This is a genomic window from Geobacillus sp. YF-1, assembly GCF_052692335.1.
Genome location: NZ_CP199850.1, coordinates 754,065 through 767,177, shown reverse-complemented (window position 1 = coordinate 767,177; position 13,113 = coordinate 754,065). Strand labels below are relative to the sequence as shown.

9 protein-coding genes and 1 pseudogene are annotated in these 13,113 nt (G+C 48.4%); 1 reads left to right on the top strand and 9 read right to left on the bottom strand.

Features of this window, described 5'->3' with window-relative positions; all coding sequences use genetic code 11:
* Positions 1–3: 3 nt before the first annotated feature.
* The 8 genes from ACTVIM_RS03850 to ACTVIM_RS03815 all read right to left on the bottom strand — a co-directional run bounded on the left by ACTVIM_RS03850 (position 4) and on the right by ACTVIM_RS03815 (position 11,565).
* Positions 4–546 (bottom strand): SMI1/KNR4 family protein, encoded by a 543-nt coding sequence (locus tag ACTVIM_RS03850; protein ID WP_445613697.1) that lies wholly within the window; start codon positions 544–546, stop codon positions 4–6.
* Positions 547–566: 20 nt separating this feature from the next.
* Positions 567–6,836: a DNRLRE domain-containing protein gene (locus ACTVIM_RS03845; protein ID WP_445614300.1), complete on the bottom strand. Its 6,270-nt coding sequence runs from the start codon at positions 6,834–6,836 to the stop codon at positions 567–569.
* A gap of 1,354 nt (positions 6,837–8,190) precedes the next feature.
* Positions 8,191–8,919, bottom strand: coding sequence for a YwiC-like family protein (locus ACTVIM_RS03840; protein ID WP_445613696.1), 729 nt, complete (start codon positions 8,917–8,919; stop codon positions 8,191–8,193).
* Positions 8,920–8,924: 5 nt separating this feature from the next.
* A complete protein-coding gene (gene moaD, locus ACTVIM_RS03835) occupies positions 8,925–9,155 on the bottom strand; it encodes a molybdopterin converting factor subunit 1 (RefSeq protein ID WP_031405156.1) in 231 nt (76 codons plus the stop codon).
* Positions 9,155–9,619, bottom strand: coding sequence for a molybdenum cofactor biosynthesis protein MoaE (locus tag ACTVIM_RS03830; RefSeq protein WP_445613695.1), 465 nt, complete (start codon positions 9,617–9,619; stop codon positions 9,155–9,157). Before ACTVIM_RS03830 ends, moaD begins: the two co-directional genes overlap by 1 nt.
* Positions 9,616–10,116, bottom strand: coding sequence for a molybdopterin-guanine dinucleotide biosynthesis protein B (mobB, locus tag ACTVIM_RS03825; protein ID WP_445613694.1), 501 nt, complete (start codon positions 10,114–10,116; stop codon positions 9,616–9,618). The genes ACTVIM_RS03830 and mobB overlap by 4 nt, the downstream gene beginning before the upstream one ends.
* Complete coding sequence (locus ACTVIM_RS03820; RefSeq protein ID WP_445613693.1) at positions 10,113–11,372, bottom strand: molybdopterin molybdotransferase MoeA; 1,260 nt, start codon at positions 11,370–11,372, stop codon at positions 10,113–10,115. Before ACTVIM_RS03820 ends, mobB begins: the two co-directional genes overlap by 4 nt.
* Positions 11,365–11,565, bottom strand: coding sequence for a hypothetical protein (locus ACTVIM_RS03815; RefSeq protein ID WP_445613692.1), 201 nt, complete (start codon positions 11,563–11,565; stop codon positions 11,365–11,367). Before ACTVIM_RS03815 ends, ACTVIM_RS03820 begins: the two co-directional genes overlap by 8 nt.
* A gap of 308 nt (positions 11,566–11,873) precedes the next feature.
* Between ACTVIM_RS03815 and ACTVIM_RS03810 the strand changes: the two are divergent.
* Positions 11,874–11,960, top strand: a pseudogene (locus ACTVIM_RS03810) (iron-sulfur cluster repair di-iron protein); the annotation flags it as partial.
* A gap of 97 nt (positions 11,961–12,057) precedes the next feature.
* On the opposite strand, the gene moaA reads toward ACTVIM_RS03810, so the two are convergent.
* Positions 12,058–13,083, bottom strand: coding sequence for a GTP 3',8-cyclase MoaA (gene moaA / locus ACTVIM_RS03805; protein ID WP_445613691.1), 1,026 nt, complete (start codon positions 13,081–13,083; stop codon positions 12,058–12,060).
* Positions 13,084–13,113 lie beyond the last annotated feature (30 nt).

Genomic DNA, 13,113 nt, shown 5'->3' with positions numbered 1-13,113 from the left:
CTCTTAAATGTCAACGGTATACTTATTATTTAATTCTAATATTTGTGCCTTAAACCATTCATTGATATCATACCATTCCCCAACTAGATATCCTTCATTATCTACTCCTAATACTTTTTCTTGAGAGTTCAAAAAGAAAAATGTATCTTCCCTCCTTCGAGCAAAGTAAAACAAATCGTTTGGAATGTCTCCTATTAAACAGCTTCTTTCGTCCTCTAAGTCTTTAGGTTGATTTGTTTGTTCGTCGTAGGACATATTTTTTGTGAATTGCTCTCTTCCAAATATGAATAGTTCTAAACCGAAAAGACGGATACCATTAAACTGTAGTAATAATTTTTGGTACGGCTTTGGAAAATGCAGTTCTAACTCTTTCTGGAATTCGTCAATTTCACCTTGGGTTAAAGGAGCGTAAATAGCGTGAAACCAATAATCTGGCATATTTACAGGATCTAAAATAGCTATTAATTCTGTACCATTTCTCAATTTTTTATATCCCTTTTTTTTCCAAGCAGATAACTTCGATAATAAAGTAGGTCTATCTAACATGGCAACTCCTCCGAATAAAATTATCTACGTTTTAGTAGCCATCTTCTTTTTATTAATTTACCCTTTGTTTTATTACGCCAATTAAAGCTATGAAGCGCAAAATGCTCTCTAAATGTAACAAACCTTATATTATCAGGGTTACCTGCTAAATCAGGTCTAGAAGATACACTATTAATATGATGACCGTAAAATCCTTTTGCCCTACCTGTCTTAATGATCTCAGCTTTCCTTTTATTACTCCATCTTCTCGTTCCTTTTCCAGTTTTAATAATTAATTGCCTTTCAAGAGCCCATGCTTCCTGAACAGCTTTGCGCCTAGCGTAAGTAATCGAAATTATTTCTTTCGCTGCCTTTAATCTTCCTCCACCAACAAAACCGAACGCAGCGGAAAACGCAATACCCTTCCATTCTTTTCCTGATTTATACGCCTTATACCCTTCATACGCCGCCAATCCTGCATTAATTAACAACCAAGGAAAATGCCCATCCGGATCGACCAACATCACCGGATTGTTGTTCGCGTACGTATACCCGTTCTGCGTCAAGATGTCATCCGCATCGCCTGGGTCTGGGTCGAGCGACAGGAACACGCCATGCGTTGAATGGTAGTAACGGGCGATCAGGTAATATAAACCTGTTTCTTGGTCATATTGGTATCCCGCATATCGGTATGGGTTTTCGGCTGCCATCTCGCCCGATTGGGAAAGAACGTTCCCCCACGCATCGTATTGGTAACGGGCCACGATGTTTCCTTGTGCATCGGTTAAGGCGATGACATCGCCATGGGCGTTGTAGTGGTAGAAGTACGTCGCCCCGCCTTTTTTCATGGCAAGGAGTTGCCCGTTTTCTCCGTATATATACGATTGTACCACATTTCCGCTTGCGTCGATTTCATACAAGACATTGAGGCTGTCGCCTTGGTAATGGTAGTTCGTCACGACGCCATTCACAGTCTTTTGGATACGGCGGCCGTCTTCATCATATTTGTACGTCACAAACGGCGCGCTTTCGCCTTTTCTTGTGATGGAGACGAGCTGGTCGGCTTCGTTCCATTCATATCGATACTGGCCGTCTTCCAATCGGTTGCCGTTCGCATCGTACGTGATCGTTTCATCGCCGAAACGAACCAACTGATTCGCCGCATTATAATCAGCCGTGATCGTCGTGGATAGTCCGTCTTTCGTTTTCACGATTTTCGTCCGATTCCCGAATCCATCGTACGTATACGCGATCGTCGTTCCATCCGGCCATTGCTCTTCCACTAGTTGATCTAAGGCGTCATAACGATAGAGCGTCTTCGCGCCGGTCGGGGTGGCGATTTCTATCCGATTGCCGTTTTCGTCATAACGGTACGTTTCCGATAAAATTTCTGTTCCGTCCGCCGTACCGACCGAAACGCTTTCCACTAAGCCGCGGTCATCATACGTAAAGGTCGAGCCGGCTCGGTTTCCTGTCGTGAAGGTGCGAACGTTTCCTCTCTCGTCATAGTCAAAGCGGTACGTATACGTTCCATCTTGGACGACCGTATTTTGATCCAATTTATTATATTGGTAATTGATCGTTTGGCTAAAGGACCCATGAGAGAACATGAACTGTTGCAATTTATCCGATGTGGTTGGGTACAGCCATTTTTGCAGCCCACCGCGGTCTGACAGTTCCGTCAGCCGGTTTGCTTTATCAAATGTTCTTGTTTTGGTGGTGCCATCTTTTAGATATTGAACAGAAAGTTCGTTTCCGTTTTTGTCGTAACGGAATTTGTAATATGGAACTCCATTGTAAGAAATCGTGTCGACCCGTTCCGTTCCGTCGTACGTCCATTGAATTGTATTTCCTTTCGGCAAGACCGTTTTGATTTTATTTCCATTGGCATCATATTCATTGGTGGTCACATCATTCAGCGGACCGACGGTTTTAATGAGTTTACCGGTCGCATCATAAGAATAGGCAAATGTTTGAGACTGGCCGTCGCTGGTTCGAATGACTTTTGAAGTCATATTGCCATTCAAGTCATAATCGTAGTTGACGGAAGTACCGTTCGCTAACAACAGCTGTTTTAAGCGATCCGATAAATCATACGTGTACTCTTTCTTGTTTCCTTTCTTATCATACTCGCTTAACAGGTTTCCTACGGCATCATAATTCTTTTTCGCCACATAGCCTTCTTCATCCACTTCTTCCGTGACATCATTTCCGCTTGCATCATACTTGTTTTTCGTCACCACGTTTCCTTCCATGAGCCGGATCGCGTCAAACCATACCGTTCCCGTGTAGTTTCCGCGGAAAATAGCGGATACGTCCACTTTGTCCATTGGCTTAGACGGATTGATGGAAATGGCAGTCCGGTTCCAATCTTGCGTGCCGATCGGAAAATCAGCGGTGTACGTTTCGGTCGTTCCATCCACAAAGTATACTTTAGCCGTAATGGAATAATCGCTTGCGCTCACAGTGCCATTGGCTTTGACATCCTGCGCTTTGGAAAGACCTGTGAGTGTAAGACGAAGCGGCGTATCGCTTGAAGTTTGACCCACGATCACCGTCTGCTTATACTCACTTGCCGATTGCGTGGTGCTTGTTCTAGATATTTTTAGTGAGTACCCTCCATCAAATGATTGCGTAGAATCTACGCTTCCGCCTGTTCCACCCCAATTCGCCGTGGTTCCTTCAAAACTGCTATTTACAACGGGGTTGTAGCTGGAAGAAACCTGCGCTTCTTCCAATTGAACATTATCAAACCAGGCTTCTCCGGAAGCATCGGGAGACTTATGATCGACCTCTAAGTAGACGCGAATTTTGGCTGCATTCGAAGGAGTAGTAAACGTAACTTGCCGCTCTGTCCAAGGTCTTGTGCCTGTCAGTTGGCTATAACGATTATCCGCCCAAGAAATCGTTTGATTTTGACTATTCAGGAATTGAACATTGAAAAAGGCATTGGCTTTCTTTAAATTCGTTTTGATCTTCCCACTTAACGTGTACGTGGTATTCGGCTTCACTGCGATTTCTTGGGTAGCCGCTACATAGCCAAGTTCTGTGTTAGGCGAAGTAGAGTCAGCGACAATTTTTAACGTTTTTCTCCCTGTCAATCCATTATAGACATTCGTGTCTTCCAGTAATTGCCCAGAATCATAATGACTGAGCAGATTCCAAGCGGTGATTCCTTGTTCAAAGCCACTATTAGAGAGTAAATTCGTGGCACTGCCTAATGTGTCGCTCTCTTCAATGATATTTCCATAGGCGTCGTACTTCGATACAGAAGACGTTTTTCCCGATTGATCGGTTTCAGAAACAGGATTTAAGCCATCGTAGGCAATCGTGGTTGTATCGCCTTCCGTATCTGTCATGGAGATGACATCATTGTTTTGGTTATACTCGTATGTTTCCGTACCATAACGATCTTTCGCCGTTAACACATTCCCATTGGCATCATACGTATATGATTCAGTAGGACTCGCTGCATTTTGATCATTCGGATCCCGTGATTCTACTAAATTATTTCCCTCATAAACGTAGCTTGTCGTAATTTTTAAGCCATCTACGTCCTCAATGATTTGAATAGGATTCGCTGCTTCATTAAAGGTATACTGAATTTTACGGCCATTCGGTTGCGTTACGACAAGTTGTCGTTTTGTTTGGTCATAGTTCATCGTATAGATGCGATTTTCGGGATCAATCGCTTGGCTTAGCCTGTCTCCACTATAAATGAACTGATTAACGACCGGTTTTTCTTCCGTATGCGTCGGTTCCAATACTTTCTCTAATCGACCAAGTTCATTATATTGGTATCTCGTTACTTCCCCGCCCGTCTGGGTTACTTTTGTTAACAAGTCGTTGTTATACTCATACGTGATTGTCCGATTCATTGGGGCGGTAATTTTCTGGATTCTTCCGCTTGCGTTATACTCTATACTTAGTTTTCTGCCCGATGCATCGGTAATCGACACTAGCTTTTCGTTGGAATAACTGTAGATAGTGGCATTCCCATGTCCATCCACGATTTTCGTTAACTTGCCATCACTTTTTCGAAAATGGATTTTCGTTTGATCTTTTGTCGTCAGTATATATTCATTGGTTGTTTCGCTTAACTCCAAGTAAACACCTGTCGGGGCTTTATACGTGCCGTCGGATAATTTCGTGAATATATGGAGTGTGCCATCTTCATCCGTAAATCTTGCTTCATTTCCTTGGGCAACGATATTCATTTCCGCATCGCTATGCCATCCTTTTCCGAACAATCCAACCGATGTGGATAAACTATTGTAAGTTCTTGTGATTCCAAGCCCCGGTCCTCTTCCGGAAATAGAAACATCGTCTTCGTCTATAATCAGATTACCGGTAGCAGCATTCACGCTGCCATACGGAACATCAATGATGGACCAGTAATCTTCCTTTCCTAAATACTCATTCGCCTCCGGAATTTTCACCGTCAATGCATTGCTAGAAAATACTGTTTCCCCATCCGCATTGTATGCACTGAGTCGGAAGTAGTAATTGGTGCTTGTGGCGTATTTTGTCCCCATTTTCGCATACATTGGGGAAGGATCTTTCGGAAGTTCCAATCCTTGTCCATCATGATGCAATGTTAAGGTGCTGGAATCCCCCTGTTGAATTTCCTCCGGAGTTGGCCAAATTCCTTTATTTTGCGTCGTCCAATGGTCCACGTCTCCTACATCAAATGCTTCATAGTAAAGTCCATTAAAAATCCATACTTTGTATCCTGTTGCACCAGAGATTTTCTCCCAGTCTAACATGACATAACCCGAGTTGCTTCCTAATTGGTTGCTGTAAGCAAACCCCGAAGGCGCTGGCGGCACTCGCAAGTTCGGAATACTAGGCATATACGCATCCGAAAAGACGGTTTCCCCTTGAGAGTTATAGGCGCTTACTCGAATCCAGTAGTTGGTAGCCGTTTCGTATTTTGTTCCTGCATTGGCATAGACCGGGGAAGGGTTAACAGCTAATTCCGTGCCGAGACCATCGTTTAAATGCAACTTATATCTACCTGCTTGAATTTCCGTAGATGTTGGCCAATACTTTTTGTTTTTCGTTGTCCAAGAAGTGACGTTCCCGACATCTAGCGATTCATAGTAGGAGCCATTAAAAATCCAGATTTTATATCCCGTCGCGCCACTCACAGGATTCCATTTGAAGTCAATATATCCTGTTCCGTTTCCGTTTGTATAACTTACCCCCGTCGGAGCAGATGGTTTCGCCAAATCCGGAATGGTCGGCATATACGCACCAGACATGGCGCTTTCGCCTTGAGGAAAAATCGCACTGACTCGGAACCAGTAGTTCTTGCTATTCGGATAGCTTCCGCCTGAATTTCGATAGACCGGGGAAGGATCGACAGCAAGCTCCGTCCCTAACTGATCTTGGTGCAGGTCATATCTTCCGGCACTAATTTCAGAAGGGGTCGGCCAGATTTTTTTCCCTTTTGTACTCCAAGAAGTGACATTTCCTACATCAAACGCTTCATACGATTTCCCGTTATAAATCCAAACTTTATAACCCGTAGCGCCAGGAACCGGATCCCATGATAAATTGATATATCCTGTGCCATCCCCATTACTGTAGGCCGTTCCTGTCGGCGTATTGGGAACGGGGATCGTATACGTAACGGACAAATATGGTTTATAACTGCTGTTCGTAGTGGAAACAACTTTTTTCCAATACGTTTGTCCATTGCCATTCGTATGAAGTTTCAATCCGTAGTTTGGCTTTGTCCCTGATGCCCATTGTTTTACTGTATTCGTGACATCAAACTGCGCCCATTGGTCTCTTGCAACATCCACCTTGCCAATGTTGGTGGAGGAAGGCTTATTATTCCACGTTAACGTGCTCGCGGACCATGAGCTGTCTACCGCATCGAGCCATAGCCCTGTTGGCGTTGTCGTATAATACGAATGGGTGACATAGACATGGAACGTGGCATTCGTCACATTCATATATTTGATGCTTGATAAATCCGGGTGCAAAAATCCATAGCAAGTGCCTGTTGTTCCATCATAATACCCCACCTTTAAAACGTATTGTCCCTGCGCCGAATCCCACTTACTTGATGAGGAACTATAGTTGGTTGTCGGATAGGCGCTCATTACAAATGCATCAGCAGACACCTGAACGGAAGTACTCGGGTCAATATAAACAGGGTATACACGTTTAGGGTCTTTCAGCCATTCGGGATCGGCTTTAACCGTTAAAATGTACCCTTCATCATCTTTTTGCAGTTCATAACTTACATTCTCCGACCGTTGAGCTTCTCCAGAATGCTCATCAACATGGGAATCCACCATAAAAGGTTTCGGCAACTCAAAAACCTTTTCATGTTCTTTATTTGTCAATAAAATGGATCCATCATCTTGGATGTCTGCTTGTAAATCTGTTTTCAGACGAAATTTGAAAATATGATAGCCAGTAAAAGAATGAAGAACTAAATCCTCTTTCGTTGACTCGTTAAATGTAATATTTTGTAGGTCTATGTTTGGAAAAATGTTTTTGTGCAGAATTTTGTTGTCTTTTTTCTGATAGATAGCCTTTGCATCCTTCGCCTTGATCGGCTTCACTTCATTCCCAGATGCCTCTAAAATCGAATAAGAGATAAAATGTCCATTGTAACGAAACGTGGCGTATTCTCCATTGAACATTTTTTTGTAAAAGGTAGTTTCCAAAACGGTGTTCTCCGTCTCCACACCGTTCTCATCACTCGCGGAGTCCGTTAAATTCGAAGATGTTTCCTCAAATAGCGGCTCTCCCTTTTTCTTACGATGAATCGGTTCGAAGTAGATCTTCTTGGTAAACGTCCCATCACCGTTGTCGTACACTTTGGTGTTAGCGGTTCTCATCTCCACGATTTCCCCTGGCTTGTGTTGACGTTTCGGGGCTTCCGGCACCTTGGGGGACTCTTCTTTTGGCACTATACGGCCAACTTCTGATTGGATCGTTTCGGCGAATCCCTTTATCGGGATGCTTGACACCATTAAAGCCCATACGACCATCCAAACTAACCATCTTCGCAAAGAAACGTTTCTCATATGCTCTCCTTCCCTATTTCTATTATTTTTGGTTCATCACCACAACGTGTACTTGACAGACGGTGCACTTCTCTGAACAGGTGTAGGCAAAAAATGATTGATTTCCTGTTCTTTCGTGGATGCATCAGTAAGATGTGTGATGAAAAAATCAAGTACAGCTTTTGGTGAAGGACCTTATTTTTTACAATAAAATTGTATCTTTCCTCCTTCCTGCCATCCACCGTTTTCGACAGACAAAATTCGACATGACTTAGATGTCTGGTGAAAAATGGTTGTTTCTTTTGGGCAATGGGGGAGCGCTTGAAAGGCGATCCTGATGCGACAAAGCTTTTCTATTTGAGAAATGAGCTTGACAAGCGGTTTGCCCCCTTAAATCACCAGCCTCTTAGGGTTGGAACGTCCACAATCCGATAAATGAATGTTGAAATGCTTCCCTTCTTTATTGATTTGGGAACGAGCATGGAAGAAGAGGGGGAGGCTTTTGAAACGATCCATTGCAACACCGTGACAAGGAATGCACGCCCATTTTGCATCATGCTTGTGCAATGAAAAAGCCATACCGCCTAACCAAACAAAAACCCCAAACGGTCATTGATGCCTCCCGTTTGGGGTTCGTTCAAGAGTAGAGCACGATCATCGCAATGAAAAAGTACGCCGCGTTGGCGATTTCCAAGATGCCTAGTTTCATGATCGGCAGCGATTTTCCGTATAAGTAGACGGCGCGAATGGCGCTCGGCGCGTAGGCCAAAACGGCAAACGGCTCGCCGATGGTGATCAAGCCGCCAATAAGCAGGGCATGATAGCCCCATGACAGCCATTTGTATCGCACGTTTTTCTTTTCGCGAATCATCGTTTTGACGTAAAACGTGCTGCCAATGAAAAAAAGGAAGGAAAACGCGGCCAATTCGAACGCCTCCACCGTCAATTCCCCGCGCCCGACATAAAAGGCGCCCAAGCCGCCGACGCAAAACGATGCAATGGCCGCAACATCATTCCAGAAAGCGCGCTCGTTCTTTTTCTTGCTGTAGTAGATGTTTATTAGAAAAAACGGAATCATCGCCAAGCCAAAGAGAACAAGGGCCGGCCGTTGCCAAAGGGAAACGGCCAGAGCCGGCGCGGCGATGACGCCATAGCGAATGGCAGCGGGCACGTACGGCTCGTTCCGCTTCGTTTTGACCGCCATCAAGAGCGGATACGTCGCCAAGTAGAGGGCAAGCCAAGCGAGAAAGAGCGGCGCGTGAACCCATGAGAGCCCGCCGGCGTATGCCCCGAGCCAAAACGGGATGATAAGCATCGCCCACGCGCCGTGTTGTTTAGGCATCACCCATTTGCTTTTGTTTGCCATCGCTCTCACCCCCCGCTCACTGGCGGAATAAAGGCGACTGTATCGCCCGGCTGAAGCGGCGCGTCGTCGCGGGCGTACTCCTCATTGACCGCGGTCATGACGCGGTCAAGCGGCAAGCCGTAACGCGCTTCCACTTCTTCTTTCAGCTTCCCTACGGTGTCGGGGACGTGCGGCCATGTCACTTGCCGCTCGCCGACTTGTTCGCCCAAATGAGCAAAAAACAAGAGACGGATCATCATTCATTCACCTCCGGCTTTCCGGACGGATAGGGTTTCGTTTCCAGTTGATCGCCAATCCATGCGCTGCCATCTTCCCATTGTTCTTTTTTCCAAATCGGTACGATTTGTTTGATCCGTTCGATGGCGTAGCGGTTCGCTTCATACGCTTCCGCACGGTGCGGCGAGGAAACCGCGATGACGACGGCGATATCGCCGATCTCAAGGCGCCCGATCCGATGGGTGATCGCTGTTTTCGCTCCCGGCCATTGTTCGGCGATTTCCGCTCCGATTTGCGCCAGCATTTTCTCCGCCATCGACACGTACGCTTCATATTGCAAAAAGAGCGTCCGCTTGCCGTTCGTCCATTCGCGCACCGTGCCGGCAAACACGGCGACCGCGCCAGCTTCCGGGCGCATCACTTTTTTCATCACGTCTTCGACCGAAATCGGTTCAGACGTAATGGCAAACAACGACTCCGTCATGTCCCTCTTCTCACCTCATTCATCAACCATGGGATATATACGGCCTCATCAGCCAGCGAAAACACAGGGTGCGGCAACGGCCGGGAAAGCGGTTCCCAGGCGATGACGGCGCGGATGTTAGCGAGGTGCTGAAGCGACGCCCAATCTTCCTCGGAGCGCACGAGCACGACTTTCGGATGGGGCGCCTGCTTATAGCCTTCGACCAGCACGAGGTCCAGTCGAAGCGGCGCATAAAGCGCCAACACATCATCCAACCGCCACAACGGGCGGCGGAGATGCAACTGCAACAGCCCGTCCCCTTCCACCGCTGTCGCCACCGCCCCGGCCCGCTCATGGCGGACGGAATCGACGCCTTCCGGCCGTGCCGGCTCTCCGCCATGGCCGTGATGCTTTACCGTCCCGACGCGCCATCCTTCACGGACGGCGGCCGCCACCCATTTTTCGACGAGCGTCGTCTTGCCCGTATGTTTATAGCCGACAACTTGCCAGACGTTCATTCGCTCGATCCCTCATCATCATCGAGCAGCCATACGTCCACCTCGTCACCTTTAGCGAATCCTCTCGTCCCGCCCGGAAGCACCATCAAGGCGTTGGCCGCTGCGAGCGAGGTGACGATGTTCGACTTATCCATGCCGACCGGCTTGACGATCAGCCGGCCGTCAATCGCTTCGACTCGGCTGCGCACGAAGCGGGTGAACGGATTCGGTTTGGGAAAATCGGCGCCGAGCGTGGCCTTCACTTTTTTCAAATACGGCTTGGGGGAAAACAAGCGCGTCCGCACGACCGGGCGGACAAACAGTTCATAGCCGACGTAACACGCCGACGGATTGCCGGAGAGGCCAAACAGCAGCTTGCCATTCCACTCCGCGACGGTCGTCACGCTCCCCGGGCGCATGGCGATTTTGTTAAATAAAACGTTCGCCCCCAGCCGCTCGTAAATGGCGGGCAAATAGTCGTAATCGCCGACCGAGACGCCACCGGTCGTCATGAGCATGTCCACTTGGTCGAGCGCCTCGCGCACGGCGTGAAAGCACGCGTCAAGGTCGTCGGCCAGCTGGCCAAAATAGATCAGCTCAGCGCCGCTTTTGAGCGCCTGTGCTTCAATCATGTAGGCGTTGCTGTTGCGGATTTTTCCCGGAACGAGCGGTTCAGAAACGTCAAGCAGCTCGCTGCCGGTCGCAAACAAGCCGATCCGCGGCTTTTTCGCCACCTTCACTTCGGCGTAGCCAAACGTCGCCAACAGCGCCGCCACTCCCGGATTGATGCGCGTTCCTTTTTCGACGAGCGATTGTCCCTTTTTGGCATCTTCTCCTTGAAACGAGATGTTGTCGCCGGGGCGGAACGAGCGCTTAATCGACATATACGTTTTTCCATCCCGTTCATACTGTTTGGCTAGCTCCAACATGACGACCGCATCGCACCCTTGTGGAATTTGCGCTCCGGTCATCAGGCGCACCGCTTGAAACGGTCCGACGGGCTGTTTCGCCACTTGTCCGGCGCCAATCGTTTCGATCACTTCAAACTCGACCGGACGATCCAGCCCCGCTCCTTCCGAATCGGCGGCGCGAATGGCAAATCCGTCATACGGGGAGCGGTCAAACGGCGGCACATCATGGTCAGCGCGCAAATCTTCAGCCAAATAGCGGCCATACGACTGGCGAAGCGGCACCGTTTCCTCTTCTCCCACTCCGGCGTAACGCATCACCCGATCGATCGCTTCCGCTACAGGAATCGGGGTTCGTCTTTCAACCATGTCTCTCTCTCCTTTCAACTATATGGCTGTCGGCTATGGTCTCGTCCTTTTCACGCGGTTGCAGCGGTTTGATGCCTCCCGCCAACTTTTCATCAACGACGCTCGCATCGGCGATATGTTGCAAAATCATCTCCCGCGTCTCGCCGAACAAAGCGGCCGACGGTTCCGAGCTCTTGCTTCCCTTCAGCCGCATTGCGATATGGCTCCTGACTATAGTTTAGCACGTCTTGGGCCCGATGTTCGACTCGGTCGACCGGCTCTTTTGTCTTGATTGTACATAAAAACGAAAAATGCCGTTGTGATGTTGATCACATTCGTTCTCCATCTTCATTTTTTCGCTGCTATGAGATGAATCACAACGTGGCCGGGGAAAACACGGTATGCTGAAGCTGTAACGATTGGATCAATGGAGGGATGATGAATGGAACAGCGGTTTACTGAACAATCATTGATTGGCGATATTGTCACTCCATTTCCGAAAGCAGCTGATTGGTTGAAAGCGCGGCGCTCGAAGAAGATTTGTTTACCCACATCCATTTAGAAAACAACGTCCTCTTCCCGCGCGTGCTGGCGGCGGTGAAGGCATAAGCAAGCAAAGCCATTCCCCCATTTCTAAGGCAAAGGCAGGCGCAGCGAGCGATGAACAGGGCCGCTCTTCGCTGGAAAGAGCGGCCCTGCTTCTTTGTCACCCGCCAATATACGACATTTCAATTTTCTTCCGTTGCTTCGCCGTTTCTTCCGTCCGTTCTTCCGAATAGCGGTCTGTCCGCTGGTTCCAAACCGCGGTGATCAGCGACTTCAGTTCCTCTTTCGTCGCTCCAGCTCTCAGGTCGTCTTTCAACGACACGCCCTTCGAGGCAAACAAACACGTATACAGCTTCCCGTCCGCAGAAATGCGCGCCCGCGTGCAGCTGCGGCAAAACGTTTCTGTCACTGAGGCGATAAAGCCGACTTCCACCTCCGTGCCGACGTAGCGATAGCGGCTCGCCACTTCGCCGAAGTACGCTTTTTCAACCGGTTCAAGCGGATGCATGGCGTTGATTTGTTCATACATCTCTTTTTTCGTCACAACATGGGAGTAATCCCAGCCGTTCGTTGTGCCGACGTCCATAAATTCAATGAGGCGGAGCGGAATGCCTTGTTCTTTGAAATAGGCCGCCATCGGCACGATTTGCGAGTCGTTCCACCCTTTTTTGACGACCATGTTCACCTTGACGCCGAGCCCCGCCGCCCGGGCGGCTTCAATGCCTTTTAACACCGGGGCGACGCCGATGCCGATGCCGTTCATTTTGCGGAAAATGTCATCATCCAACGCATCCAAGCTGACGTTGAAGCGCTTTAGCCCGGCTTCTTTCAGCCGCTGCGCCCATTTCACTAAATGGACGCCGTTGGTCGTCAAGCCAATATCGCGCAGGCCGGGAATCGCAGACAGCCGCGCCACAAGCGCATCCAAATCGCGCCTTAAGAGCGGTTCGCCGCCTGTCAGGCGGATTTTTTCGACCCCAAGCTCGACAAAGCATTCCGAAAGAAGCGCCATTTCCTCGACCGTCAACAGCTCGCCTTCCGCCAAAAAGCGAAAATTCGGCCCGAACACTTCGGCCGGCATGCAATAGACGCAGCGAAAATTGCATTGGTCGATCACCGATAACCGCAAATCGCGAAGCGGGCGGGACAGGCGGTCCATGACGTTCGTTCGGTTGCGCTCGCCCATCGCGCTCCCTCCTTTCTGTTTCGTTCGCCG

Excerpts from the sequence above, each read along its gene's own strand:
- ACTVIM_RS03815 (WP_445613692.1), bottom strand. The coding sequence starts at position 11,565 with ATGCGGCTGAAGGGAAGCAAGAGCTCGGAACCGTCGGCCGCTTTGTTC.
- ACTVIM_RS03845 (WP_445614300.1), bottom strand. The coding sequence starts at position 6,836 with ATGGTGGATTCCCATGTTGATGAGCATTCTGGAGAAGCTCAACGGTCG.
- ACTVIM_RS03850 (WP_445613697.1), bottom strand. The coding sequence starts at position 546 with ATGTTAGATAGACCTACTTTATTATCGAAGTTATCTGCTTGGAAAAAA.
- ACTVIM_RS03830 (WP_445613695.1), bottom strand. The coding sequence starts at position 9,619 with ATGACGGAGTCGTTGTTTGCCATTACGTCTGAACCGATTTCGGTCGAA.
- ACTVIM_RS03840 (WP_445613696.1), bottom strand. The coding sequence starts at position 8,919 with ATGGCAAACAAAAGCAAATGGGTGATGCCTAAACAACACGGCGCGTGG.
- ACTVIM_RS03820 (WP_445613693.1), bottom strand. The coding sequence starts at position 11,372 with ATGGTTGAAAGACGAACCCCGATTCCTGTAGCGGAAGCGATCGATCGG.
- mobB (WP_445613694.1), bottom strand. The coding sequence starts at position 10,116 with ATGAACGTCTGGCAAGTTGTCGGCTATAAACATACGGGCAAGACGACG.
- moaD (WP_031405156.1), bottom strand. The coding sequence starts at position 9,155 with ATGATCCGTCTCTTGTTTTTTGCTCATTTGGGCGAACAAGTCGGCGAG.
- moaA (WP_445613691.1), bottom strand. The coding sequence starts at position 13,083 with ATGGGCGAGCGCAACCGAACGAACGTCATGGACCGCCTGTCCCGCCCG.